General features: G+C 60.1%; 23 protein-coding genes. 17 read left to right on the forward strand and 6 right to left on the reverse strand.

Annotated features, from left to right (window positions below):
- Positions 1 to 17 precede the first annotated feature (17 nt).
- Entirely contained in the window at positions 18 to 917 is a 900-nt protein-coding gene (locus AB5Y71_RS07140) for a LysR family transcriptional regulator (protein WP_005362277.1), read from the forward strand.
- Between the two features lie 66 nt (positions 918 to 983).
- Here AB5Y71_RS07140 and AB5Y71_RS07145 read toward each other — a convergent pair whose 3' ends face one another.
- A complete protein-coding gene (locus AB5Y71_RS07145) occupies positions 984 to 1,763 on the reverse strand; it encodes a BPSS1780 family membrane protein (RefSeq protein WP_139442222.1) in 780 nt (259 codons plus the stop codon).
- 302 nt (positions 1,764 to 2,065) lie between these two features.
- On the opposite strand from AB5Y71_RS07145, the gene AB5Y71_RS07150 reads away from it, so the two are divergent.
- The gene (locus AB5Y71_RS07150) at positions 2,066 to 2,887 is read left to right on the forward strand and encodes a peptidoglycan DD-metalloendopeptidase family protein (protein WP_368171280.1); all 822 of its coding nucleotides are present in this window, start codon (positions 2,066 to 2,068) and stop codon (positions 2,885 to 2,887) included.
- An 88-nt stretch (positions 2,888 to 2,975) separates the two neighbouring features.
- Here the strand turns inward: AB5Y71_RS07150 and AB5Y71_RS07155 are convergent, their stop codons facing one another.
- Positions 2,976 to 4,313, reverse strand: a complete 1,338-nt coding sequence (locus tag AB5Y71_RS07155; RefSeq protein ID WP_368171281.1) for an MATE family efflux transporter — start codon at positions 4,311 to 4,313, stop codon at positions 2,976 to 2,978.
- 155 nt (positions 4,314 to 4,468) lie between these two features.
- Between AB5Y71_RS07155 and mscM the strand changes: the two genes are divergently transcribed.
- The 10 genes from mscM to AB5Y71_RS07205 all read left to right on the forward strand — a co-directional run bounded on the left by mscM (position 4,469) and on the right by AB5Y71_RS07205 (position 16,888).
- Positions 4,469 to 7,750, forward strand: a complete 3,282-nt coding sequence (gene mscM, locus AB5Y71_RS07160; protein ID WP_368171282.1) for a miniconductance mechanosensitive channel MscM — start codon at positions 4,469 to 4,471, stop codon at positions 7,748 to 7,750.
- 24 nt (positions 7,751 to 7,774) lie between these two features.
- Positions 7,775 to 8,458 (forward strand): glycerophosphodiester phosphodiesterase, encoded by a 684-nt coding sequence (locus AB5Y71_RS07165; RefSeq protein WP_368171283.1) that lies wholly within the window; start codon positions 7,775 to 7,777, stop codon positions 8,456 to 8,458.
- 154 nt (positions 8,459 to 8,612) lie between these two features.
- A complete protein-coding gene (locus AB5Y71_RS07170) occupies positions 8,613 to 10,490 on the forward strand; it encodes a methyl-accepting chemotaxis protein (RefSeq protein ID WP_106842805.1) in 1,878 nt (625 codons plus the stop codon).
- 509 nt (positions 10,491 to 10,999) lie between these two features.
- Positions 11,000 to 12,784 (forward strand): fumarate reductase (quinol) flavoprotein subunit, encoded by a 1,785-nt coding sequence (gene frdA, locus AB5Y71_RS07175; RefSeq protein ID WP_368171284.1) that lies wholly within the window; start codon positions 11,000 to 11,002, stop codon positions 12,782 to 12,784.
- Positions 12,777 to 13,511 (forward strand): succinate dehydrogenase/fumarate reductase iron-sulfur subunit, encoded by a 735-nt coding sequence (locus tag AB5Y71_RS07180; RefSeq protein ID WP_005335057.1) that lies wholly within the window; start codon positions 12,777 to 12,779, stop codon positions 13,509 to 13,511. Before frdA ends, AB5Y71_RS07180 begins: the two co-directional genes overlap by 8 nt.
- A 16-nt stretch (positions 13,512 to 13,527) precedes the next feature.
- Positions 13,528 to 13,926: a hypothetical protein gene (locus AB5Y71_RS07185; RefSeq protein ID WP_005335058.1), complete on the forward strand. Its 399-nt coding sequence runs from the start codon at positions 13,528 to 13,530 to the stop codon at positions 13,924 to 13,926.
- A 10-nt stretch (positions 13,927 to 13,936) separates the two neighbouring features.
- Positions 13,937 to 14,293, forward strand: coding sequence for a fumarate reductase subunit FrdD (frdD, locus tag AB5Y71_RS07190; protein WP_040066869.1), 357 nt, complete (start codon positions 13,937 to 13,939; stop codon positions 14,291 to 14,293).
- A 252-nt stretch (positions 14,294 to 14,545) separates the two neighbouring features.
- Positions 14,546 to 15,274, forward strand: coding sequence for a nucleoside recognition domain-containing protein (locus tag AB5Y71_RS07195; RefSeq protein ID WP_005335061.1), 729 nt, complete (start codon positions 14,546 to 14,548; stop codon positions 15,272 to 15,274).
- Positions 15,271 to 15,738, forward strand: a complete 468-nt coding sequence (locus AB5Y71_RS07200; protein ID WP_005335063.1) for a YjiG family protein — start codon at positions 15,271 to 15,273, stop codon at positions 15,736 to 15,738. Before AB5Y71_RS07195 ends, AB5Y71_RS07200 begins: the two co-directional genes overlap by 4 nt.
- A 25-nt stretch (positions 15,739 to 15,763) precedes the next feature.
- Positions 15,764 to 16,888 carry a M20 family metallopeptidase gene (locus AB5Y71_RS07205; RefSeq protein WP_368171285.1) on the forward strand — a complete coding sequence of 375 codons (1,125 nt, stop codon included), beginning with the start codon at positions 15,764 to 15,766 and terminating at the stop codon, positions 16,886 to 16,888.
- An 88-nt stretch (positions 16,889 to 16,976) separates the two neighbouring features.
- Here AB5Y71_RS07205 and AB5Y71_RS07210 read toward each other — a convergent pair whose 3' ends face one another.
- The 3 genes from AB5Y71_RS07210 to AB5Y71_RS07220 form a co-directional block, all read right to left on the reverse strand.
- Positions 16,977 to 17,726, reverse strand: a complete 750-nt coding sequence (locus AB5Y71_RS07210; protein ID WP_139731172.1) for an ABC transporter substrate-binding protein — start codon at positions 17,724 to 17,726, stop codon at positions 16,977 to 16,979.
- A 91-nt stretch (positions 17,727 to 17,817) separates the two neighbouring features.
- Complete coding sequence (locus AB5Y71_RS07215) at positions 17,818 to 19,044, reverse strand: winged helix-turn-helix domain-containing protein (protein WP_368171286.1); 1,227 nt, start codon at positions 19,042 to 19,044, stop codon at positions 17,818 to 17,820.
- Positions 19,045 to 19,152: 108 nt separating this feature from the next.
- Positions 19,153 to 19,746 carry a TetR/AcrR family transcriptional regulator gene (locus AB5Y71_RS07220; protein ID WP_151286109.1) on the reverse strand — a complete coding sequence of 198 codons (594 nt, stop codon included), beginning with the start codon at positions 19,744 to 19,746 and terminating at the stop codon, positions 19,153 to 19,155.
- 107 nt (positions 19,747 to 19,853) lie between these two features.
- On the opposite strand from AB5Y71_RS07220, the gene AB5Y71_RS07225 reads away from it, so the two are divergent.
- Together AB5Y71_RS07225 and AB5Y71_RS07230 are read left to right on the forward strand one after the other, a co-directional pair.
- On the forward strand, positions 19,854 to 20,777 hold the full coding sequence (locus AB5Y71_RS07225; RefSeq protein ID WP_368171287.1) for an ABC transporter six-transmembrane domain-containing protein: 924 nt from the start codon (positions 19,854 to 19,856) through the stop codon (positions 20,775 to 20,777).
- A 28-nt stretch (positions 20,778 to 20,805) separates the two neighbouring features.
- Positions 20,806 to 22,194: an NAD(P)/FAD-dependent oxidoreductase gene (locus AB5Y71_RS07230; RefSeq protein WP_368171288.1), complete on the forward strand. Its 1,389-nt coding sequence runs from the start codon at positions 20,806 to 20,808 to the stop codon at positions 22,192 to 22,194.
- A gap of 46 nt (positions 22,195 to 22,240) precedes the next feature.
- On the opposite strand, the gene AB5Y71_RS07235 is transcribed toward AB5Y71_RS07230, so the two are convergent.
- On the reverse strand, positions 22,241 to 22,888 hold the full coding sequence (locus AB5Y71_RS07235; protein ID WP_368171289.1) for a class I SAM-dependent methyltransferase: 648 nt from the start codon (positions 22,886 to 22,888) through the stop codon (positions 22,241 to 22,243).
- A gap of 145 nt (positions 22,889 to 23,033) precedes the next feature.
- Between AB5Y71_RS07235 and AB5Y71_RS07240 the strand changes: the two genes are divergently transcribed.
- The 3 genes from AB5Y71_RS07240 to AB5Y71_RS07250 are packed head-to-tail and all read left to right on the forward strand — an operon-like array spanning position 23,034 to position 25,851.
- Positions 23,034 to 23,708 carry a thermostable hemolysin gene (locus AB5Y71_RS07240; RefSeq protein WP_368171290.1) on the forward strand — a complete coding sequence of 225 codons (675 nt, stop codon included), beginning with the start codon at positions 23,034 to 23,036 and terminating at the stop codon, positions 23,706 to 23,708.
- Positions 23,705 to 25,201, forward strand: coding sequence for an AMP-dependent synthetase/ligase (locus tag AB5Y71_RS07245; RefSeq protein WP_368171291.1), 1,497 nt, complete (start codon positions 23,705 to 23,707; stop codon positions 25,199 to 25,201). Before AB5Y71_RS07240 ends, AB5Y71_RS07245 begins: the two co-directional genes overlap by 4 nt.
- Positions 25,198 to 25,851 carry a TenA family transcriptional regulator gene (locus AB5Y71_RS07250; RefSeq protein ID WP_100645292.1) on the forward strand — a complete coding sequence of 218 codons (654 nt, stop codon included), beginning with the start codon at positions 25,198 to 25,200 and terminating at the stop codon, positions 25,849 to 25,851. Before AB5Y71_RS07245 ends, AB5Y71_RS07250 begins: the two co-directional genes overlap by 4 nt.
- Positions 25,852 to 25,866: the final 15 nt, after the last annotated feature.

Raw genomic sequence — 25,866 nt, forward strand, 5'->3', positions numbered from 1 at the left:
CATATAGAGAGCCATACATGGATCGACTGACCGCCTTGCGGGTCTTTGTCAGCGTAGTCGAACAAGGGAGCCTGAGCGGCGCCGGAGAGAAACTGGATATGTCGCGCGCCATGGTGTCGCGCTATCTGGCCGAGCTGGAGAGCTGGATGGGCGCCCGCCTGCTGCACCGCACCACCCGTCGTCTGAGCCTGACAGGGCCAGGAGAGGAGGCGCTGAACCGGGCCCGCGCCATGCTGGCACTCGGCGAAGAGATGGAGCAGATCGCGGTGAAGGGAGATGACGCCCCCAAGGGACAACTGCGGATCACCAGCAGCTACTCCCTGTCAGAAGCGCTGCTGGTCGGGGCTGCCAACGACTATCTGGCGCAATACCCGGGGACGGCCATCGACATTCTGCTGCTCGACAGAACCGTCAATCTGGTAGAGGAGCGGATCGATCTGGCGGTGCGCATCACCAACGACCTCGACCCCAATCTGGTGGCACGCCGTCTCGGCACCTGCCACTCGGTAGTCTGTGCCAGCCCGGCCTATCTGGCCCGTCATCCGATGCCACACAAGGTGCAGGATTTGGCGCTGCACAACTGCCTCACCTACACCTACTTCGGCAAGAGCCTGTGGGAGTTCAATGGACCGGACGGTCCCGAGTCAGTGCCGGTCAGCGGTAACCTGAGCGCCAATATCTCCAACCTGCTACTGGAAGCAACGCTGGAAGGCGCAGGGATCAGCCTGCAACCCCGCTACTCGGCACAACCCTATCTGGAGCGCGGGGAACTGGTGCCCCTACTGACCGACTGGCAACCCAAGCGCCTCGGGGTCTACGGGGTGTATGCCACCCGCAAACAGATGTCGCCGCTACTGCGCAGCTTCCTCGATTTTCTGCTGGCTCGCATGGCGGCGGATCCCATCTGGCAGGAGTGAGCACACCTCAAACCCGATCATGAAGAAGGGGCCGCTGCGGGCCCCTTCTTCACTCTGATCCCTTGATCAGGCTTCAAATCCGAATGGTTCTGAGTGCGGTGCTTCCGGCTGCGCACTCTCGTCCAGGAAAATATCCCGATAAGCCACATAGATGGAGTAGTTGAGCGCCGGGATCACCACCAGCAGACCTACCAGCAACAGCACAGCGCCAAACAGCAACAACATGGCTGAGAGCAGCCCCCACCAGAAGAAGGGAAAAATATTGCGCCAGCAGCCGAAGAAGCTCAGCCGTACCGCCTGGATGATGCCGATATCGTGGTGGTAGATCAGCGCCGGAGCAAAGGTGACCCCCATCAGCACGGGAATGATGAGCAGCATCCCCACCAGCAATACCAGCAGCAGTTGTTGCAACTGGCTGGCTGAGACCACCATGCTCTCGGGATCCTGCGTCAGCAGCGGGAGCAGCCCCCACATGGAGAGCAGACCGAGACAGACGAGGCCAACCAGGCTAAACAGCAGCAACACCAGCAGACCGCCTAGCATCAGCGGGGTCAGCTTGTGGCGAAAACCGGCGAAGAGATCGGCAAACTGCAGTGGCTCCCCCAGATAACCCCGAGCGGCGACCGCCACCCAACCGGCGCCCCACACCATGTAGAGCAGCTGGGAGATAAGGCCACCCGCTGGCAGTTGCTCCAGCAGCATACCCACCATAAACCAGACCAGCACCATGGCCACGCTGATCCCCATCCCCTTGTTGAAGATATCGAACCCGCTGCGAACCCAGAGCCAGCCACGACCTGTCGTGTACCGGGCCGGAGTGGTGCGCAAAGGGGGTAATCCGTTCATATCGTCTCCTCGGAGTGTCGGTGGCATCAGTGCCGGAAGCCGATTCTAGAGCCAGGGCGGGGGCGACTCAATGGCGAAGCGGCCCGACCACGACATAAAACCTGACGCAGCTACGCACAAAAGGGGCATCAGCCACGCCCCGCCACTGGCTGCCCCGACCATAACGAGGCACAATCTGTCCCCTCCTCCAGCCGCGCCTGTCGTGGCCAGCATGTCGTGATCACCCTTTAGTGATCGGCGAATGCCGGACAGGGGGTTGTCATCCCGCCATCCCGGGCGTTTTAACATCGAGTGGTATCGTCATGAGAGTTGTGTGTTGTCTGTTGTTGTTACTGGCCAGCCAGTCGGCCCTGGCCGAGGGTTTTATCAGCCGTCTGCTCAACCATCCGGTGCCAGGTGGCGTTGCGGTGATCCCTCTTGGCGCGTCACCCACTGCCCCCACGGCCCGCTATCATGACAAACCCGTGCTGGTGGTGCGCGAAGACAACCAGTGGATCGCCATCGTCGGCATCTCTCTGAAAAGCATGCCCGGCGCCCAACAACTGAGCACAGGTGATGGCAGTACTCTCGGCTTCACCGTGACCCCCAAGCACTACCGCGAGCAGCACATCAAGCTCAAGAACAGCCGTCAGGTCAATCCGCTCGCCGAGGATATGACACGTATCAACCGTGAGCTGGCGGAGCAGACCCGGGCTTACCAGACCTTCAGCCCCAACCAGCCGAGCAACCTGATGTTCGACAAGCCGGTCAACGGCCCCCTCTCCAGCCCGTTTGGCCTGCGTCGCTTCTTCAATGGCGAGGAGCGCAATCCCCACTCCGGCCTCGACTTCGCAGTGGGCGCCGGCACCCCGATCAAGTCCCCCGCCGCCGGCAAGGTGATCCTGATCGGTAACTACTTCTTCAATGGCAATACCGTCTTTGTCGACCACGGTCAGGGGCTCATCAGCATGTTCTGCCACATGTCAAAGATCGATGTGAAGCTCGGCCAGAGCCTGCCGCGTGGCGGCATCATCGGGCGAGTCGGTTCGACCGGCCGCGCTACCGGCCCCCATATGCACTGGAACGTCAGCCTCAACGACACCCGGGTCGATCCCGCCATCTTTATCGGCGCCTTCAAGCCCTGAATCGGCAGAGCCCGTTAACAAAACATCCTCTAACAATACAGGCAGCCCATGGCTGCCTGTCTGCTATCTGCACGTCGAACCTGATTACCTATCCGGCCAGCGCGTGGGCGCCGGACTCCCGACGCATCGCCCGCCACATCACCAACACCAGCAATGAGCTGCACGTTGGCAATGCCAGCCAGACCCCGGGCACGCCCCACAGGGTCGAGAATCCCCACAAGAAACCGCCTATCAGCACCAGCTTGCCACCGGTGAGCAGGGAGGCGATCCGGGCCCGATTGATGGCTTGGAAGTAGGTGGCCCCCACCAGCAGCAAGCCCTCCATCGGCAGCCCCCAGAAGTAGAGCCAGATCCCGAGGCTCGCCACCGGCAGCAGGGTTGCGTTGTCGCCGGCAAACAGATAGACCGCCGCCTCCGGCCATAGATAAAGCGGGAACATGGCGCACAGGGCGATCCCCAACGTCACTTCGAGTGCCAGATTGCGGATCCGCAACACCCGCCGCCAGTGACCGGCGCCCGCGTTGAAGCTGGCGATGGGTTGGATACCCATGGCGATCCCCTCGAACACCAGATAGAAGAATGCCTCGGTGTAACTGATCACCCCGTAGGCCGCCACATGCAGCGAAGTGCCAACCGCCAGCAACGCCTTGTTGTGCAGCGCCAGCACTACCGAGAGATAGAGGTACATCAGAAAACTGGAGATCCCGAGGCGCACCGTCTCGCCCATCAGCCGCAGATCGGGGCGCAAGGTGTCCCAGCTTATCCGCAGCTGGCTGCGCGGCGTGAAGAAGTGCCACAGACAGGCGAGGCCCGTCACCGCCTGGGAAATCATGGTGGCCGTCGCCACCCCGGCCAGTCCGAACGGAAACACTACCATCAGCAGATAGTCGAGCAGCACGTTGAGCAGCCCCCCGACCACCATGATGAGGGTGACGAACCCGGGGCGGCCATCGTTGCGCAGCAGCGAGCTGAACGCCATCGACAGCACCGCAAAGACGCCCAGCCAGGCGTAGGCCTGCAGGTAGGAGAGCCCGGCGGTGAAGATCTCCCCCTCCGCCCCCATCCAGGCCAGCATGGGCTCGCCATAACGGATCCCGATAAAACTGAGCAGTGCCGAGGCCAGCAACACCATCACCAGGGCATTGCCGACGATATGGCGGGCTTTGGCCGGGTTGCCCTGCCCCAGATAGAAGGAGACCAGCGACGAGGCCCCCATGCCGATCAGCGCCCCCACCGCATAGAGCACGGCGCAGATGGGATAAGCCAGCATCAGACCGGCCATGCCATCCTGACCCAGCACATGGCCAACGAAGATGCCATCGATGGTGACATAGATGCCGGTGATCAGCATGGCCGCCACGGTCGGGGTTACGTAACGCCAGAAAAGGCGAGATAGCGGGGCTGTGCCCAGATCAACAGCTGACATATTCGACTCGATGGAGAGAAAGCGGCTGGGATCATAGCGAAACGGCAGCACGACTTCCTGTTATTTGTGTTACGAATCATTAATATAGACTGCTTTACCCGCCTCCCTGCCCTGTTTTAGGCTAGAGCCACCTCTTCTGAACGGAAACGAGCCTCATGTTGCAACGCCTGCTCACCCTCTTGCTGCTCTCCCTTCTCTTGTTGCCGCCAACCGTGCGCGCCGACGATGCCATTGCCCAGACCGAATCCCTGTTGCAGAGCGTGCCCAAAAACGATACCCCGGAAAACCAGAAGCTGCGGGAGAGCTACCAGCAAGCGCTGCAATTTGCCAGAGAGGCCGAGCGCTACCGGGAGCAGAGCAAAGCCTATCAGCAGATCCTCATCGATTACCCCAAGGAGTCGGCACGCCTCAAGGAGAGCCTGCACAACTATCAGCCCGCCGTTCGCCCGCCGCTGGCGAGCCTCAAGGAGGAGGCGCTGCGCCAGGCCATAGGCCTGAGCAGCAACCGCCAGCTCAACCTGCGCAAGGAGCGGCAGGGGGTGATGGACAGCCTCAACCAGCTGGAGAGCACCGGTCAGGAGTATCACCTGCGGGTAGATGATCTGCGCAAACAGCTGCAACTGACCCGCAGCCAGCTGGAGCGACTGAGCTTCAGCAGCGAATCGGATCGCCAGCAGGAGGCACAGCTGCTGCTGACCAGAATGAAGGAGCAGAGCCTCTCCGACCGGATCCAGATGCTGGAGCTGGAGCAGCTCTCTGCCCAGCAGCGCAACGATCTCGGCAAGCTGAAACTGCAGGAGCTCAATCTGGCCATCGCCGACGAGGATGAGTGGCAAGCCAGCCTGCTGACCCAACAGAACCAGCTGCGGCGGGAGAAGACCGAGCAGGCGCTGGAGGAGAGCGAGCGGCTGCGCAAACAGCTCACCACCGACATGCCGCTGCTGCTGGAGCAACAACAGCAGAATCAGGCGCTCTCCATCCAGCTCGGCACACTGGAAGATCAAATTGAGCGGGTGCAGGATGAGCAGCGCAGCGTCGACAAGAATCTGTTTGAGCTGAATGAGCTGGTCAACTCGGTGCGCGAACAGCTGGAGTGGCTGCAGATCAGTAATGCCTACGGCGAGAACCTGCGCAGCAAACTCTCCGATCTGCCCCCCCAGTTCCCCCTCGACAAGCTGGAGTCCGCCATCGTCAGCGCCCGTATGGCCAAGTACCAGTACGAGAGCGAGCAGGATGGGCTCAAGGATACCCGCCAGCTGCGCGACAAGCTGATGGCCGAAGAGGAGGTGACGCTCGATCGGCCACAGCAAGCGGTGCTCGACAACCTGCTCAAGGCCCGGCGCCAGCTGCTGACCCGGCTCAACGACGCCTCAGACACCCTCATTCAGGAGCAGACCCGCCTCAAACTGCTCTACAGCCGTCAGAACAGCAAGATCGACGAGATCCGCGAAATAAGCGCCAGCCACCTGTTCTGGATGCCCGATGTGCGCCCCTTTACCCCACAGGTGATGCTCGGTATTCCCGCCGCGCTGACCCTGGCCTTCAACCCGGACAACTGGTTGCAACTGCCCTACGCCATCGCCGAAAACAGCCCGCTGAGCCTCACGCTAGCCGGTATTGGGCTGCTGGTGCTGGCCTGGAGCTGGTTCAAGCTGGCCCGTCATCTGAGCCTCTATTGCGACCATATTGCGCCGCGGATCGGCAAGGTAACCCAGGACAAATTCAGCCTCACCAGCCGCTTGCTGCTGCGCTCCCTGCTTGCCGCCCTCCCCTTGCCCGCCATGGTGCTGATGGTGCGCGGCCTGCTCGAAGGGGCCTGGCAATACCCGTTTGCGGTGGCGGTGGCGCGCGGTCTTGGCGAGATCTGGTTCCTGCTGCTGGCGCTGGTGATGGCCCGCCATCTGACACTGGAGAGGGGGATTTTGATCCACCACTTCCGCTGGCCTAGGGAACAGGTGCAAAAGGTATGGGGGCAGTTTCGCACCCTGCTGCTGGTGCTGATCCCGAGTTTCTTTGTGCAGGGGATGGCCAACAGCTATCAGGAGCACGCCTTCTACGACTCTCTCGGCCGGATGGCCTTCATGATCGGTGCACTCTGGCTGCTGCTCTTCTTTGCCCGCCTCAACCGGGAGCGATTGCCACTCACCTGGGGCCAGACCGACATGACCAAGCCCCATCTGCTGCACCACTTCATCTGGAATAGCCTGATGCTGGCGCCGCTGCTGGCGGTAATTGGCGCCCTGTTTGGCTACTTCTATACCTCGCGCACCCTGCTGCGCCAGCTGGAGCTTAGCCTGCTGATGGGGCTGGGTTGCCTGCTGGTCTACTATCTGGCCAGACGCTGGATGCTGATCCAGCGCCGCCGCCTTGCCTTCGAGCGCGCCAAGAGCAAGCGGGCCGAGATCTTGGCCCAGCGCGGCCGGGAAGAGGGGCATGACGAGCTCAGCTCCGAGACCCCGGACGTGGTGGAAGAGACTGAGCTGGATCTCGATACCATCAGCGCCCAGTCGCTGGGACTGGTGCGCACCCTGCTGATGCTGGGCTTTACCATGCTGGTGGTGGTGCAATGGTCGGATCTCAACTCCGCCTTCAGCTTCCTCAGCAATATCGAGGTGTGGCAGGTGAGCAGCAAGATTGGCGGCATCGAGCAGCTCTCGGCCATCACCTTGCAGGATCTGATGCTGACCGCCTTCGTCTTCATTCTGACCGTGGTGACAGCACGCAACCTGCCGGGGCTGATGGAGCTGACCCTGCTGCAACACCTCAGCCTCTCCCCGGGTACCGGCTTTGCCCTCACGACCACCAGCAAGTATCTGGTGATCCTGATCGGCGCCCTCACCGGCTTCTCCATGCTCGGCATCGACTGGTCGAAGACCCAATGGCTGGTCGCCGCCCTCTCTGTGGGGCTGGGTTTCGGTCTGCAGGAGATCTTCGCCAACTTTGTCTCCGGCCTCATCATCCTGTTTGAGAAGCCGATCCGGCTCGGTGACACCGTCACCATCCGCGATCTCACCGGCACCGTCACCAAGATCAAGACCCGGGCAACCACCATAGTGGATTGGGATCGCAAGGAGATCATCGTGCCCAACAAGGCCTTCATCACCGAACAGTTCATCAACTGGTCGCTCTCCGATGCCATCACCCGGGTCAAACTGAAGATCCGGATCGGCCTGACCCGGGATCCGAAACTGGTGCAGCGCATTCTGGAAGAGTCTATCCAGGCATCGACTCTGGTATTGGAGACGCCGACGCCCGAGGTCTTCCTGATCGAATTCACCGACTCGGCGCTGATCTACGAGATCCGCCTCTACGTCAACAACATGGATCACCGGATGCCCATCACTCACGAGGTTCACTCGCTGGTGCTGGAGAAGATGCAGCAGCAGGGACTTACCCTGCCCCATCAACAGATCGACATTCACCTGAGCCGCGGCTGATCCGCGAGGTAAAAGGAGCAGAACATGCAGATTATTGCCCATCGTGGCGCCAGCGGTCTGGCACCGGAAAACACCCTCAAGGCGATGGCCAAAGCACTGGAGTTGGGGGCGCCAGCCATCGAGATCGACGTACAGGCGGCCGATGGCGAGTTGTGGGTCTTCCACGACCGGCGGCTGGAGCGCTGCACCAATGGCAAGGGGGTGCTGACCGAGCAATCGCGCTCCTATCTGGAGCAGCTCGATGCCGGTGAGGGAGAGGTGATCCCGACCCTGTGGCAGGTGATGGAGATCATCGCCGGACGCTGCGAGTTGCATATCGAGCTCAAGGGGGCCTATACCGCCGATGCGGTGGCAGCCCTGACCCGACGGGCAGAGGCCGAGCTTGGTTTTACTCCCGGGCAGTGGGTGGTTTCTTCCTTCCATCACCCGGAGCTGGCCCGATTTGCCGCCTCGCGGCCCGATATCCGGCTCGGTGCCCTGACCGCCAACCTGCCGCTCAACCTGGCGCAGGTTGCCGACGAGCTGGGGGCCTGGTCCATCAATTGCGATGTTGATTTCATCGACGCCGCGCTGGTCGATGATGCACATCGCCGGGGGCTCAAAGTTCTGGTTTATACCGTTGATTATCCAGAAGATTATGAAACGCTCTCTAGCATGGGGGTCGATGGAATCTTCACCAATCGACCAGATCGCTTTATCTCACCATGATGGGACGATACGCATATGGATAAGCCCCCATTTAGGCACTAACTTTAATTTGTTGACCGGGGTAAAAAAAGTTCGACTACGGCCGATAGTAACAAGGCTATAACAATAATCAGATGCCACACACTTCAGACTGACGCTCATCAAGGATGTAACTATGAACTTATCCATTAAAAACAAGCTTGTTCTGGCTATCGGGGTCATCATTCTGGTGATCACCGGCCTGCAGGTCTGGTACAACACCTCGCAACTGCGCAGCGAGACCCAGCGACTGGTCTGGAACATCATCGACGAAAGCTCCATGGCCAACGTCAAGGGGATCTCCCGCTGGGTCGACGCCCGGATCAGCATGGTCAGCACCACCAAGGAAGCATTCGCCAAAGAAGATGAGCCCATCAGTCATCTGGCCCAGTCCATGAATGCCGGTGGCTTCGACCTGGTCTATGCCGGTACCGCAGACGGCAAAATGATTCAGAGCAAACCAACCGACTTGCCCGCAGGTTATGACCCCCGTCAACGCCCCTGGTACAAAGACGCAATGGCTGCTGGCAAGATGACCATCACCTCCCCTTATGCCGATATCTCCACCGGCCAGCTGATTGTCACCATTGCCGAGCCGTTCCAGCGCGGCAATACCCAGGGGGTCATCGCCGGTGACGTCTCCATCAGCTCACTGATCTCGGACATTCTGGCGGTCACCACCGAGGGCACCTACGCCATGCTGGTGGACAGCAATGGCACCATCATCGCGCACCCAGATGCCTCCCTGAGCCTCAAATCCGCCACCGCTCTGGCACCGGAACTGACTGCCGCCTACATCAATCAGGTCGCCCATGACGGCATGATCAACGAGCTGGTGATCAGCGGCAAGAAAGAGGTCTACGACTTTAATGCCATTCCCAATACCAACTGGTATTACGGCATGATGGTAGATGAAGAGATCGCCTACCAGTCGGTACGCCGCATGGTCACCTCTTCCCTCATTCAGGGGCTTATCACCATACTGATCGTGGCAGGCTTCTCCTATGTTGCCATCAACGGCTCGCTGGCCCCTCTGAAAACCCTGGGCGAAGCGATTGCCGATCTCTCCCGTGGCAACGGCGATCTGACTCGCCGGATCAAGATTGAACGTGAGGATGAGGTGGGCGCGGTTGCCAAACACGTCAACACCTTCATCGAGCGGATCCATGTGATGGTGCAGGATATCTCCAACTCCTCCGGCCAGCTCAACCAGCAGGCCAAGTCCTCCCACAGCATGGCGGAGAAGGCCAATCAGGGTCTGGCACGTCAGCAAAATGAGATCTCACAGATCGCCACTGCGGTACACGAAATGTCAGCCACCGCAGTCGAGGTCGCCAGCAACGCCGAGCAGACCGCCGAAGCGGCCCGCAGCTCCTCCAGCAGCTGCGAGCATGGCAAGCAGGTGATCGCCCGCAACCAGCGCTCCATCACCGATCTGGCCACCCAGGTGGAACAGGCCTCCAACATCATTCAGGAACTGGAGAAAAACGCTCAGGAGATCAACACCATCCTCTCCACCATTCAGGGCATCGCCGAGCAGACCAACCTGCTGGCACTCAACGCCGCCATCGAAGCGGCACGTGCCGGTGAACAGGGCCGCGGCTTTGCAGTGGTAGCCGACGAGGTGCGCGTCCTGTCACAGCGTACCCACAGCTCCACCGTCGAGATCCGCAATATGATCGAAACCCTGCAACGCAATACCCAGGGAGCGGTCAGTACCATGCACGAAGGCCAGCTGCTGGCCCAGAACAGCGTGGATGACGCCAACAACGCCACCCATGCGCTGGAACAGATCACCACCTCGATCAACCAGATCTCCGACATGGCGACCCAGATCTCCAGCGCGGCTGAAGAGCAGCGGGCCGTCACCGACGAAGTAAGTCGCAACATTCAGGCAGTGAAAGATGTCTCGGACGAACTGGCAGTTGATGCAGACAGCTCACGCCATCTCTCTGAACAACTTAAAAATATTTCGGGTGAACTGAGCAATCAGGTCGGCATGTTCCGCATTTGAGCATGAGCAAAAGGGGCCGTACAGGCCCCTTTTACTTTTCTAAATAGCGCTTAATTTTCAGTGAGTAATCTCACATTACCCGCCAAATACCCCGCCTTGAAATCCTTGTAATTCGTCTGGAATTATCAGATCACCGCCGTGGTCACCGCAGCATTTCGGATTACCTATTTCTATCCGAATAGATAAATGCCAATAATTCTCATTAAAAAATTACAATAAAAAACTTAAAATTTTTTTCGCGAGTACCTAAAAAGAGAGGTGATTCGCATTTTATTGAAAGAAAACTACGTACAATCCAGAAGTTAAAGTGCTCGTAGCTAGGTGTTCAACTGCTCAGTAACACCAAAAAATGACGATAATAACGACATTTTCATCCAGGGATTTGGGTGTTTTATAGAAAAATAACCAATAAAAAGGGAATAAAACCTAGCAGTTTGACTTGCATCAAGCCTGAATTTTTTTCATAGAGCAAAATCGTGCCCAGCAAATCTATCCCTAAGGAGGCAGATGTGGATATTATCAAGACCGATGTGGCCATCATCGGTGCTGGCGGTACCGGCTTACGCGCCGCTATCGCTATAGCCGAATCACAGCCAGACCTGGACATCGCCCTGATTTCCAAGGTTTACCCGATGCGCAGCCACACGGTTGCTGCCGAAGGCGGCGCCGCCGGTGTCGTCCGTGATGACGACTCCCTCGAAAACCACTTCAACGACACCGTCTCCGGTGGTGACTGGCTGTGCGAGCAGGACGTAGTGGAATACTTCGTCAACAACGCAACCAAAGAGATGATCCAGCTGGAGCACTGGGGTTGCCCCTGGAGCCGCAAGCCGGATGGCAAAGCCAACGTGCGTCCGTTTGGTGGCATGAAGGTTCCACGTACCTGGTTCGCCGCAGACAAGTCCGGTTTCCATATTCTGCACACCCTGTTCCAGACCTCCGTCAAATACCCGAGCATCAAGCGCTTCGACGAGCATTTCTGTCTTGATCTGATCGTGGACGACGGCCGCGTTCAGGGCGTACTGACCTTCGACATCCAGAACGGTATCACCCGCTTCATCCAGGCCAAATCCGTGATCGTGGCAACCGGCGGTGCTGGCCGTGTCTATCGCTACAACACCAACGGTGGCATCGTCACCGGCGACGGCATGGCACTGGCCTACCGTCACGGCGTACCGCTGCGTGATATGGAGTTCGTCCAGTATCACCCGACCGGTCTGCCGGGCACCGGCATCCTGATGACCGAAGGTTGTCGTGGTGAGGGTGGCGTCCTGCTGAACAAGGATGGCTACCGCTACCTGCAAGACTACGGCTTGGGCCCGGAAACGCCGATTGGCCAGCCGAAGAGCAAATACATGGAACTGGGTCCGCGCGACCGTGTTTCCCAGGCATTCTGGCAAGAGCAGCAGAAAGGCCGCGTCATTCAGGGCCCGATGGGCGATGTGGTTCACCTCGACCTGCGTCACCTTGGCGAGAAGTACCTGAAAGAGCGTCTGCCGTTCATCTGCGAACTGGCCAAAGCCTACGTCAACGTGGATCCGGCCAAAGAGCCTATCCCGGTACGTCCGACTGCCCACTACACCATGGGTGGTATCGAGACTGACAACAAGTGTGCCACCCGTCTGCCCGGCCTCTACGCCGCGGGCGAATGTGCCTCTGTCGGTCTGCACGGTGCCAACCGTCTGGGTTCCAACTCCCTGTCCGAGATCGTGGTATTCGGCAAGCTGGCCGGTGAGCAGGCAGGTGAATTTGCCAAGACTCAGAAGCATGGCAACACCGAAGCGCTGGCCGCCAAGGCCGAGACGCTGATCAAGCAGCACCTCTCCCTGATGGACGTAGACGGTACCGAAAACCCGGCCGATATCCGCAACGAGCTGGGCATGTCCATGGAAGCCGGTGTCGGTATCTACCGTACCGAAGAGCTGATGCAGGGCACCATCGACAAGATCAACGAGCTGAAAGCCCGTTACAAGAAGGTCAAGATCAACGACAAGTCCTCTGTCTTCAACACCGATCTGCTGTACGCCATCGAACTGGGCTACATGCTGGACGTGGCTGAAGCCATGGCGCACTCCGCTATCAATCGTAAAGAGTCCCGCGGTTCCCACCAGCGTCTGGATGGTTACGAAGAGCGCGATGACGTGAACTTCCTCAAGCACACGCTCTCGTTCTACAAAAATGGCGAAACGCCCTCCATCGATTACTCCGATGTGAAGATCACTAAGTCCCAGCCGGCAAAACGCGTGTACGGCTCCGAGGGTGAGAAACAAGACGAGGCTAAGAAGAATGGCTGAGATGATTGAAATTGAGATCCTGCGCTACCGTCCGGAACAGGATAACGAGCCCTGGATGCAAACCTTCCAGGTGCCATACCAGAGAGAGATGTCTCTGCTGGACGCCCTGCAGTACATCAAGGATCACCTGGACTCTACCCTGAGCTTCCGCTGGTCCTGCCGGATGGCGATCTGCGGCTCCTGCGGCATGATGGTCAACGGTGTGCCCAAGCTGGGTTGCAAGGCGTTCCTGCGCGACTATCTGCCGGGCAAGATGACCGTCGAGCCGCTCAACAACTTCCCGATCGAGCGCGATCTGGTGGTCGACATGTCCGACTTCATCGAGAAGCTGGAGAGCATCAAGCCGTACATCATCCCGAGCGAGCCGCGCAGCCTGTGTGATGGCGAGTACATCCAGACTCCGGCCCAGATGGCGCAGTACAAGCAGTTCTCCCAGTGCATCAACTGTGGTCTCTGCTACGCGGCCTGCCCACAGTACGGCATCAACAAGAAGTTCACCGGTCCGGCGGCACTGGCTCTGGCCTATCGCTACAACGTCGACAACCGTGATGCCGGCGCCAAAGAGCGTATGCGCATCATCAGCCAGGACGAAGGCGTCTGGGGCTGTACCTTCGTGGGCTACTGCTCCGAAGTGTGCCCGAAGGGCGTCGATCCGGCGGCGGCCATCCAGCTTGGCAAGGTCGAAAGCGCCAAGGACTACATGATCGCCATGTTCAAGCCAGATTGAGAGCAGGATTGAGACCATGAACAACACTGATAGCAAACGTAAACCTTACGTCCGCGAAATGAAGAAAGACTGGTGGCTGAAGAACGCCTTCTACACCGGTTACATGATCCGTGAAGGCACCAGTATCTTCGTCTCCATCTACGCCGTTGTGCTGATGTGGGGCCTGATGCGCCTGGTTCAGGGTCAGGAAGCGTTCAACGGCTGGCTGGAATCCCTGCAAAGCCCGATCGCCATCCTGTTCCATGTCGTCGCTCTGGCGGCGTGCCTGTTCCATGCCAAAACCTGGTTCGCCCTGGCGCCGAAAGCCATGCGTATCTTCCGTGGTGAAGACCTGGTGCCGGAGAAGCCGATCGTTCTCGCCCAGTATGTGGCGCTGGCGGTGGTGTCCCTGCTTGTCCTGATCATCGTGGCCTGAGGAGAAAACAATGAGACGTTCTGACGAACCAATTTACTGGGGTCTGTTTGGTGCGGGTGGCATGGTCGTTGCCATGCTGCTGCCGGTCATTGTCCTCATCACCGGTCTGCTGGTGCCCATGGGCATCATGGACGTGGAAACCATGAGCTATGACCGCGTGCACGCGTTCGCCAGCTCCTGGTGGGGTGCCTGCATCCTGCTGGTGATCATCGCCCTGCCAGTCTGGCACGGTATGCACCGTATCTACCACGGTCTGCACGATCTGGGGATCCACACCACCAAGCTGCACCACTATGTGTTCTATGGCTTTGCCTTCCTGGTATCTGCCATTACCGTCGGCCTGCTGATGGTGCTGGTACTCCAGTAATCACATCTGACTGATTGACCAAACCGGGCCTCGTGCCCGGTTTTTTATTGCCCCACTTTCCCGCCCCTGCTTTTTATTCACTCAAACAATTCGATAAAAACCAGATTATCGTCCAAGCATATGGCGATCACAGTCACATAACCCCAATACATTCGTCATTTGTAGCAAACCATTTTGACCACCATCAATTTAGTGACATCCATATCAATTATAATTATTCAGATTAAATAATTATTCATATGGAGCTAGCTAATGACAGACAAAACACGCTCGGTGAGCATAGGCAGTTACCTGGCACTGGCCTTCGCCGTGGTCTTCTTCTCCGGACTGTTGCAATCCGGCGAGTGGTACGGGGTATTCGATTTCACCACGCTGAACGGTTCGTTCGGTACCATGGTCCAGAGCGTCAGCGAGAATGGTGACGGCATCAAGACCGCCATGACCGACATGCGCGGCAAGGGGGGCAACGGCGCTCGCGATGGCTTTCTGTTTGCCCTGACCCTGATCCCCACCGTGATGTTTGCCCTCGGTATGATCAATGTGCTGGAGCACTACGGCGCGCTGGAAGCGGCCCGCAAGTTGCTGACCCCGCTGCTGCGTCCGCTGATGGGGATCCCGGGCAATACCGGTCTCGCACTTATCGCCTCCCTGCAGAGTACCGATGCCGGCGCCGCCATGACTCGCCAGCTCAAGGATGAAGGGCTCATCACCAAGCGTGAAACCGACGTATTCACCATGTTCCAGTTCTCCGCTGGTGCCACCATCGTCAACTTCTTCTCCTCCGGCGCCGTGCTGTTCACCCTGACGTTGGCAGATGGCAGCCCGGCGGTCAGCTCCTCCATCGGTCTGGCTGTCATCGTGATGTTCGCCTTCAAATTTGTCGGGGCCAACCTGTTCCGGGTCTACCTAAATATGAGCGAAGGCAAGCAGACCGATAACAACACCCAGCAGACCCTCAACACTCAGGAGCAAGCCAAATGAGCCAGGCCAACATCAAGAAACCCATCGTCACCGATATCTTCGTCGAAGGGGCCAAGAAGGGCTGGGTCATCGCCACCACCTCCACCGTACCCAACGTACTGATGGCCTTCGTCATCATCAAGGCGCTGCAGATCACCGGCGCGCTGGATGCCATGGGCGCCATCTTCTCCCCTGTCATGGCCATCTTCGGGTTGCCCGGTGAGGCGGCAGCCGTGCTGATCGGCGCCTGGATGTCGATGGGCGGTGCAGTCGGTGTGGTCATCACCCTGTTCGATCAGGGGATCCTCAACGGCACCCACATCGCCATTCTGGCGCCAGCCATCTACCTGATGGGCTCCCAGGTGCAGTACATGGGCCGCATCCTCGGCTGTATCGGCACCGAAGGGCGTTATATCCCCATCATGGTCGCCATCTCGGTACTCAACGCCTTCGGCGCCATGTTGGTGATGAACATCCTTCTCTGACCCGAACCTGATAGTGGAGCAAGCAATGACTTTTTCTCTGGATCAATACCTGACCGAACTGGCCCCGCTGATCAATCTGGATTGCGGATCCCTGCACCAGCCGGGCATTGCGGCAGTGGCCGACCTGATGGCCGCCAAATATGAGGCGATGGGCGGCTGGCAGATCAAGCGGGTCGACTGTGGCGCAGCCGGTGTGGGACTGGAGATCCGCAATCAGCCTGATGCGGCGCAGATCGATGTAATGCTGATCGGCCATATGGATACCGTCTTCCCCCTCGGCACCGCCGCCGTCCGCCCGATGAGCATCGATGGTGAGCGCGCTTACGGTCCCGGTGTCTCCGACATGAAATCCGGCCTGCTCAACATCGTCTATGCCCTGCGTGAACTGCCCCGCGAGGTGCGCGATCGCCTGAGCATCTGCGTCTGCATGAACCCGGATGAGGAGATTGGCTCCCTGCACTCCAGCGACTGGCTGGCAGCGGTGGCCAAACAGGCAAAACAAGTGCTGGTGGCCGAAGCGGCCCGCGCCGATGGCTCGCTGGTCAAGGCGCGCAAGGGGATGGCCCGTTATCGCATCGACTTCACCGGCAAGGCGGCTCACGCGGGCAACGAACCGCAGAAGGGGCGCAGCGCCATCACCGAGTTGGGCCACTGGATCCTGGTCATCAACGCCCTGACCAACTTCGAGAGCGGCACCACCCTCAACATCGGCATTGTCGAGGGGGGCAACGGCGCCAACATAGTGCCGGCACATGCCAGCGCCGTGGTGGATGTCCGTTTCTGGGACAATCAGGAGTACCACCAGATCGACGATCATCTGCTGACCCTGGCCGAGCGGCCGCATCTGGACGGTGTCACCATCCAGCTGACCCGCGAGGCCCACAAACCGGCCATGGTGCCGTCAGAGGGCACCCAGGCACTGATGCTGCTGGTGGAAGAGTGTGGCGCCGAACTGGGACTGCCGATCAGCTGGCAGGAGGTGGGTGGCGGCTCCGATGCCAACCTGACCGCCGCCCTCGGCATCCCCACTCTGGATGGTCTGGGCCCCATCGGCGCCGGTTTCCACAGTGACGAGGAGTATCTGGATCTGGCCAGCATTGCCCCGCGCATCGAGCTGCTGGTGAAGGTGCTGACCCGTCTGGCAGCTTGAGAGCCTCTCACGTAGAAAAGGGCCAGCCGGTTTGCACCGGCTGGCCCTCTGTTTATCTGCTCCCCAGAATGACAGCACCCCTTCGCTATTACTCCATCGGTGGCAAGAAGCGGCGCATCACCTCATCCGTATGCCCCCCTTCCTGAAATGCCACCAGCGACTGATTGAGGATGTTCACCAGCTGGTGGCCGCGGGGGGAACCCTTGCTCACCAGCAGATAAAATCCCTTGCGGCTGGGCAGGGCGAGATTGAGCAACCCGCTCTCGCTGCGGTAGATGCCAAGGCTGATGCCTGCCACCAGAGGTTCGATTTCGCTCGGCAGAAAGTCGCAGCGATCCCGCTCCAGCATATCGAGCGCCTGCTGCAACTGCTTGACCCGGCGTGGCTCCTGCGCAAGCCCGTAGGGTGTGTAGTTGTAGCCAATCACCCCGCACACCCGGGAACGATTGACCGTCTGCAGATCCGGCGGTTCGGGGTAGCGGCGCTTGAGATAGAAGAAACCGAGGTGGGTGTAGTAGAGGGGAACACTGTAGAAGGCAAACTCGGCCCGCTCCGGCTTGTAACTGGCATCCCAGGTCAGCTCGCACAGGCCATTCTGACGATAATCCGCCAGCTCCTGCTGGACCCGCGCCCAGGGCAGATAGCGGATCTGGTGGGACAGCCCGCTCTGTTGCAGGGCATCGAGCACCAGCGTCGTCGCCGAACCGGTCAGGCGGCTGGTATCGGGCACCCCGTCCTTGCGCTCCCAATAGGTAAAGGGGGCCCACTCATTGCCCTCCCCCAGACAGATCTTCACTGGTGGCTCTTGCCCCCATAGCGCGGGGGACAAGATGACCATCGCCAATCCCGCCCACCATGTTGCCGCTCGTTTCATCTCCCGCTCCCGAACTGTTTATCCCTCTTGCAGCTTAGCCCAGAAGGGATAGTGCTCACTTTGCAGGGGCGCTTTCATGCCACAACGTCAGCAAATTGGCCGGAATGGCACCATAACGAAGCTGCGGCGTCTGGTGCCAGTCAGCCAGCTTTTGCAGGGCTTTCGCCAGATCCTGTGCAAGCTGGCGGGTCACTCTCACCCCCTCTTCCAGATAGAGGCTCTTGATCTCGAAGATCCCCTGCTGGCGATGGGCCTTGGCATCCATCCTGCCCACCAGCTTGCCACGATGGAGCAAGGGCAACACGAAGTAGCCGTACTGACGCTTGGGGGCCGGGGTATAGCATTCGATGCGATAGTCGAAGTTGAACAGATCCTTGGCCCGTTTGCGATCCCACACCAGCGGGTCAAACGGCGACAAGGCGGTGGTATGGGTTGCCTTGAGGGTGCCCGCCTGCGCCCTTGCCAGCTCATCGGCCAGCGAGGCGTGCACAAAAGCGCCGTGCTGCCACCCCTCCACCCGTACCGGCAGCAGCTCCCCCTCGTCCGCCAGCTGATGGAGCAAGGCGTCGTATTTGCCGCGTCGCAGCCGATAGTAGTCCGCCACCCAGCCAGTTTTGACCAGCCCCAGCGCCCGGCAGCTGGCGCGTACCATATCCCGCTGCGCCTGCTCGATGCTCGGCAGATCCCGCTCATCACACCACTCGGGGAGCACCCGCTCGGCCAGGTCATAGACCCGCTGAAAGTTGCGCCGCTCCCGCACCATCAGCTGACCGGTGGTAAACAATACCTCCAGATGACGCTTCTCCGGTTTCCAGTCCCACCAGCCGTTCCCCTTGCCGGTTGTGCGTTCAAAGTCAGCCGCCCGCACCGGGCCGTGCTGGCGAATGCGCTCGATAAGCTGGCCAATCTCCTGCTGATGGGTGGCAAGCCAGTTGGCCGAAAACTTCCAGCCCATGGCGGCGGGATCGAGCATCCGGTGGCGCAACAGCCGGTAATCCTCGCGGGGCACAAAACAGGCCTCGTGAGCCCAATATTCGAAGATCTCGCCGTCGGCCAGCAGCTGCTCCAACCAACGCGGTTCGTACTGGCCAAGGCGGCTAAAGAGCACCAGATAGGGGCTGCGCGCCACCACCGAGATGGTATCGATCTGCAGCAGCGCCATGCGGCGAATGGTGGCCAGCAGATCAGCCGGGGTCGCCTTGCTGCGACGGGGGGCAAGCAGCCCCTGCGCCGCCAGTTGCAGATGACGGGCATCTTGCAGTGACAAATGGGTAATCGACATCAACAACCGCTCCCTGGTATCTGACCATCGCGCGCCCGGCGGATAGCCAACAAAACCGGGGGAGACACCACGCTGGCATGCCTCCCCACCCTTTTTTTGCCTGCGCCGCTATGAGTGGGCCGGGGGCAAGACCAGCTGATTCACCACCAGCATGATCTCTTGATAAGTGGCCTCGACCGTCTCGGGGGTCGGCTCCAGAATGAGGTCATCGGCATAGCCGTTGATGAGGGAGGTGATCTGGCGCGCCAGTCGCCGGGCATCGCCCGCCACAAACTCGCCACTGTCGATCCCCTTTTGCAGGATCTGCTCCAGCACCTCCCGCCACGCCAGAATGATTTTGCGGTAGCTCTCGGCAAACACAGGGTCGCGCAGTGACTCGTTCCAGGCATCGAGGTAGATGGCCCAGGAGGCATCCTGACTGGTTGGCAGGTTGTCCCGTACAAAGAGCGGCAACGCTTCGCGGGCCGGCAGCGGCAACAGCCACTCCCGCTGCTCGGCGATCTCCTGACTGGTGAAGCGCTCCACTGCGCAGAGGCAGAGCTCCTTCCAATCCTTGAAGTAGTGGTAGACGTGGCTGCGCGCCAGACCGGTGCGCTCGGCAATATCACGGGTTGACGATGCCGCCATCCCCTTCTCTCGAAACAGGGCCAGTACGGCCTCGATGATCATCTCTTTGCGCTGTTCTGCTGATGGGCGTGCCATCTGACCTCCTGCGATATCAATCGATCTGCTTGACTTTGAGCAGTCGCTCAAACAAACTTTGAGCACTCGCTCAAACTTAGCATTTCCGACATCTTAGGAGATAACCCATGACAACACCAACCACTTCGGCAGCCAGTTGCGACGAGCAGGCCACGCCGTTGCCACACTCGGCCGGTCGTTCGCTGGAGGCGATTGCGCGGGCCAATCCCCTCAAGCTGGCGGGCACCTTCTCGCTGGTGGCCCTCGAAAACATCCTGCTGGTGGTCTATCCCCTGTTCGCCGGCTTTGCCATCGACGCCATCGTCAAGGGCCAGTGGCTACAGGCCTCGAGCTACGCCCTGATCGTGCTGCTGTTCTGGCTGATCGGCGCCCTGCGCCGGGCGGTCGATACCCGCACCTTTACCCATATCTATGCGGCACTGGCGGTGCCGGTGATCCTGACCCAGCGCCAGCAGCAGGAGGGGCAATCTACCATAGTGGCGCGGGTCACCCTGGCGCGGGAGTTTGTCGACTTCTTCGAGAAACATATCCCGATCCTGGCCACCAGCCTGATCTCCATCGTCGGGGCGGCCGTGATGCTGATGGTGATCGAGTTCTGGGTCGGCATCGCCTGCATGGGGGTATTGCTGCTGTTCGGTCTGCTGCTGCCCGGCTTTTCGCGCAAGAACCAGCTGCTGCACGAGCGGCTCAACGATCGGCTGGAACACGAGGTCAAGCTGGTCACTCATGCCCAGTCAGCCAGCCTCGCCCGCCACTACCGCGCGCTGGCCTGGATCCGCATCCGGATTTCGGATCGGGAGGCGCTCGCCTTTCTGGCAGTCGGCGTCAGCGCCTCCCTGCTGTTCCTGCTGGCCATCACCATGCTGATGGCCCAGCCCCAGGTCTCCGCAGGCCATGTCTATGCAGTGATGACCTACCTCTGGAACTTTGTCACCAGCCTGGATGAGGGGCCCGGTCTTGCCGATCAGCTGGCCCGGCTGAGAGACATAGGTCGCCGGGTCAATACCGCCCAACCCGATGAAATGATTTGACATTTTGTATCTGTAACCGGAGTAGAAAATGAATCCGACCACCCTTTGCCAACGAGCGTTGACCATGTGCATCAGCTGTTTTTTCCTCGCCGCCTGCGGTCCCAAGATGAGCGACTTTGAGCCCAACACCAACTACTGGTTCAAGGAGAAACCGACAGAGGAGAGCGCCCCGCTGGCACAAGACATGAAGGTGGATATCGCCATCATAGGTGGCGGCTACAGCGGCCTCTCCAGCGCCTGGCATCTGGCCAAGGCCAATCCGTCGCTCAAGATCGCCATCTTCGAAGCCAAGCAGGTGGGCAGCGGCGCCTCGGGTCGCAACGGCGGCATGGTGTTACCGGGCTCCGAGGTGATGGATCTCTATGAGGAGGGGGAGGCGAGCAAGCGCCATTACGACCTCACCGTCGCCAGCATGCACAAGCTGCAAGCGCTGGTTGCCTCAACCGGCGTAGAGGCCGCTCTCAAGCTCGATGGCTATGTGGAGGCGATCCTCGATGAGGAGGATATCGCCGAGTACCGCGACTATGTGAAAACCGCCAATCGCCTCGGCATCCCGCTCCAGTACTGGAACGCCGATACCACAGAGGAAAAACTCGGCACCGATCGCTACGTGGGGGCGGTCTACGACCCCAATGGCGGTCAGGTACACGCCATGAAACTGGTCAATGCCCTGCGCAAGGCGGTGGAGCAGGCTGGCGTTACCATCTACGAGCAGAGTCCGGTTCTCGGGATCAAGGAGGGCAAGCAGATCGAGCTCAATGTGGCCGACAAATACAAGGTGACCGCCGATAGCATAGTGCTGGCGACCAACGGTTATACCTCCAAGCTTGGCTACTTCAGCGGACGGGTTTTCCCGGTACACGCCCAGAGCGCCGTCACCGAGCCGCTCACCAAAAAGCAGCTAGCCGCCATCCAGTGGCAGAGTCAGGTGCCCTACTACGACACCCGCAACATCCTGTTCCATCTGGTATTGACCCCGGATAACCGCATCGTCATCGGTGGCGGCAATGCCGAGTACGTCTTCAACGACGGCCTCAACTACAAGGGCGATCTTAACCGGGTCAGCGAGATGATGATGACCGAGCTGGTGACCCTCTATCCGGCCCTCAAGGGGATCAAATTTGAGCAGGTGTGGGACGGGGTACTCGGCATGACCGGCGACAGCACCGAAGCGGTGGGGGTAATGGGGGATCACAAGAACATCTACTACGCCCTCGGCTACAACGGCCACGGCATCAATCTCTCCTTCCTGTTTGGCGACATCGTGGCCAGCCTCTATCAGGGCAAGGAGCACCCCTGGTTCAACCACGCGGAGCAGAGTCTGCCGATGTGGCTGCCGCCAGAGCCGTTCAAGTCAATCGGCGTCAAATCTGCCCTGATGTACTACCAGTGGCAGGACAAGGGCTACAAGGAGTAACCGAGAGCCGAGCAAGAAACAGCCGAGTAACAGACGAAGGCACGCCTCAGGGCGTGCTTTTTTGCAATACCGCCACATCGGCGTGGGGGAAGCTGAGTTCGGCCTGCCAGCTGGCGGCCAGCACCTGAAACGATGCCTCGGAAAAGAAGACGATGTGGGTCGGGTCGTGGCGATAGCGCCAGTTTTTAAACCGCTCGTCACTGAGCACCCGCTGAGTCTGTAGCACAAGCACACCGCCCGGCTTGAGGCAATCCCACAACTGCGCCAGCACCGTGCGCGGCTCGGCGATATGCTCTATCACCTCGGTACTGGTGATGAAGTCATACTGACGCGTCAGCAACTCGGGAAAGTCGGCATAGAACTTGTCATATCCAACCATGTCGTAACCCGCCTCACGCCCCATCGCCACCAGCGCTGGGCCCGGGCCACAGCCAAAATCGAGGCCACTGGCAGGGGTTGGCACCCGACTCAGTACCTCGCCAAATGCCCGCATCAGAAAGCTGCGATAACGGGGATCATCCACCCGATTGTCGTGACCGTCATAGACCGCCTTCTCCGCCGCCTCATCCAGATGATCCGCCTCATCCAGCCAGACCAGCTCGCACGCGAGGCAGCGATGATAGCGCTTGCCCGCCACTGGCAGAGGATAACTGCGATGGCTGGCACACAGGGGGCAGCTGACGGTGGATGACATGGCGGTTCCTCTTGGGGGGCTTCCTGTTGGATAACAGCGGCGCAGATTGCCTGCCCGCAGCCTCGCTGACAACTTTTTTTGCTCCTTAAGGGTTTCTTAAGTTTGCCCTTTTACTCTCAAACCATCGCAAGAGAAGGAGTCACCCATGACCATCGAGATCCAGGCCCCCTACCGATTGCTGCTAGCCAAGTCCCCACAGCAGGTCATGGCGCTGCAAACCTATATCCAGGCCGCCTACACCCTCGAGTTCAACGCCCGCATCCCCCATTTCCTCCCCTGCCTGCTGGGGCTCTATCGGGCGGACGGGACGCTGGTCGGTGCCTGTGGTCTCAATCATGCCAGTGAGGGGCCTCTCTATCTGGAACAGTATCTGGAGCAACCCATCGAGGCCGCCATCAACACCCGCCTCGGGGTCTATCCGGCACGCAACCGCATTATCGAAGTGGGCAATCTGGCCTGCAGAGAACCGGGCAATGCCCGCCTGATGTTTGCGGCCCTGTGTCGCCTGCTGTGTGAAAACGCCCTCGACTACGTGGTCTTTACCGGCACGGCCAAGCTGCGCAACAGCTTTGCCCGGCTGCAACTCAATCCGGTGGAGCTGGCCCCTGCACAGGCCCATCAGGTGGGTGCCGACGCCGATGCCAGGGGCGAGTACTACCGTTGCCAACCCAAGGTGATGGTGGGCGACATCAATCAGGGGCGCGAGGTGCTGGCCCAGCGCAGCCTGCTGCTCAATCTGCTGGCCCCCATGCCGACCCTGTTTGACGATGCCGGCGAGAGCAGTGATAACCAGACCCATCAAAAAAGGTGCGCCCAATGAGCCTGTTCGACGCCATCGCCAAACATGCCCACGAGGATCCGCAATCCCCAGCGCTGCTGAGCAGCCAGCAGCGTCTCGATTACCAGACCCTGTGGCAACAGATCCAGCGTCTGGCCAGCCAGCTGCAACAGCTCGACATCAGCCGTCTGGCGCTGCAACTGGACAACGGCCTGCCCTGGGCGCTGCTGGATCTCGCCTGTACCCGAGCCGGTATCGTGGTGATCCCGGTGCCCCACTTCTTCAGTCAGGCCCAGCAGGCCTGGTTGCTGGAGAGCAGCGGTGCCGATGCGTTGGTGGGGCCATATCATCAGGGGTGGCATGCCGCCGAGCCGCTCTCGCTGATCACCGGCGAGCTGCCATTGTGGCGCCATACCCCGGCCAATCGACCGGCGCTGCCCAAGGGCACCGCCAAGATCACCTACACCTCCGGCACCACGGGTCAGCCCAAGGGCGTCTGCCTGTCACTGACCCAGATGATGGCGGTGAGTCATGCGCTGGCCGAGCGAGTCGCGTCAGCCAAGGTGGAAAAACACCTCACCCTGCTGCCGCTGGCGACCCTGCTTGAGAACATCACAGGCCTTTATGTGCCGCTGCTGACCGGCGCCTGCAGCCGCATTCCGTCCCTCGGGGAACTCGGTTTCACCGGTTCCAGTTCGCTCAATCCAGCCATGCTGGGGGAGGCGCTGCTGCGCTGGTCGACCCACAGTCTAGTGCTGGTCCCCGAACTGCTGCGCCTGCTGCTGGCGCTCTACACCAGCACCCCGACGCTGGCCCAGCAGCTCAAGAGCCTGCGCTTTATTGCCGTCGGTGGCGGCAAAGTAGCACCCGACCTGATCAAACATGCCCGCCAGCTCGGCCTGCCGGTGTATGAGGGGTATGGCCTCTCGGAGTGCGGCTCCGTGGTGGCGCTCAACAGCCTGGATGCTGACAAGCCCGGCAGCGTCGGCCGCCCCCTGCCCCACTGTCAGGTCACCATCGCCAGCGACGGCGAAATTATGGTGAGCGGCAGTGCCATGCTGGGCTATCTCGGCAGCAACGAACCGACTCCCGAACAGATCGCCACCGGCGAACCTTCTGCCATGCAGATCGCCACCGGCGATCTGGGTCATCTTGATGATGAGGGCTACCTCCATATCACCGGGCGCAAGAAGAATGTCCAGATCACCGCCTTTGGCCGCAACTTCTCCCCGGAGTGGGTGGAGGCCGAAGCACAGCTCTGCCCCGCCATCGCCCGCATCGTGGTCTTTGGCGATGGTCAACCCGCCAACGTGGCGCTGATCCAGCCCCTACCGGGCAAAGAGGCGGATCTGCCCCGCCAGATCGCCGGTCTGAACCAGCGACTGCCCGATTATGCCCGGCTGCACCACTGGTTGCCGGTGGCACTCGACCAGCATCCCGGCCTGCTCACCGCCAACGGGCGCCCCCGTCGCAACGAGATTTACCAACACTTTTCCCGGCAAATCAGCCAATGCCTTACAGGAGAATCGTCATGAGCTTCTACCAGACTCTGCAACAAGCCACTGCTCAGGAGCGTGAGCATCTGTTCAACGCCCCCATCATCGAAGCCTGCCGCCGTGGCGATATCAGCCGTGACACCTATCTCGCCTTTCTGGCGCAGGCTTACTACCACGTGCGCCACACAGTTCCGCTGCTGATGGCCACCGGCGGCAAGCTGGGTCAGGAGTACGAGTGGGTGCGCGGTGCCATTGCCGAGTACATCGACGAGGAGTATGGCCATCAGGAGTGGATCCTCAACGATATCCGCGCCTGTGGCGGTGATGCCGAAGCGGTGCGCCACGGCCAGCCCGGGCTGCCCATCGAGCTGATGGTCGCCTTCCTCTATGACCAGATCCAGCGCGGCAACCCCATGGGCTTCTTCGGCATGGTGCAGGTACTGGAAGGCACCAGCGTCGCCATCGCCCTCACCGTCGCCGACCAGCTGAAAAAGGGCCTCGGCCTGCCACCGCAGGCGATGAGTTACCTGAGCTCCCACGGCGCCCTGGATCAGGAGCACCTCAAGTTCTTTGAATCCTTGATGGATCGGGTCGAGAGCCCGGCAGATCAGGCCGCCATCATCCACGGGGCCAAGGTGGTCTACCGCCTCTACGGCGAGATGCTCTACAACCTCACCGCCACACCGTAAGTTGGCAGCGGATCA

Origin of the sequence: Aeromonas sp. R9-2, assembly GCF_040908025.1 — a bacterium.
Taxonomy (GTDB): Bacteria; Pseudomonadota; Gammaproteobacteria; order Enterobacterales; family Aeromonadaceae; genus Aeromonas; species Aeromonas veronii.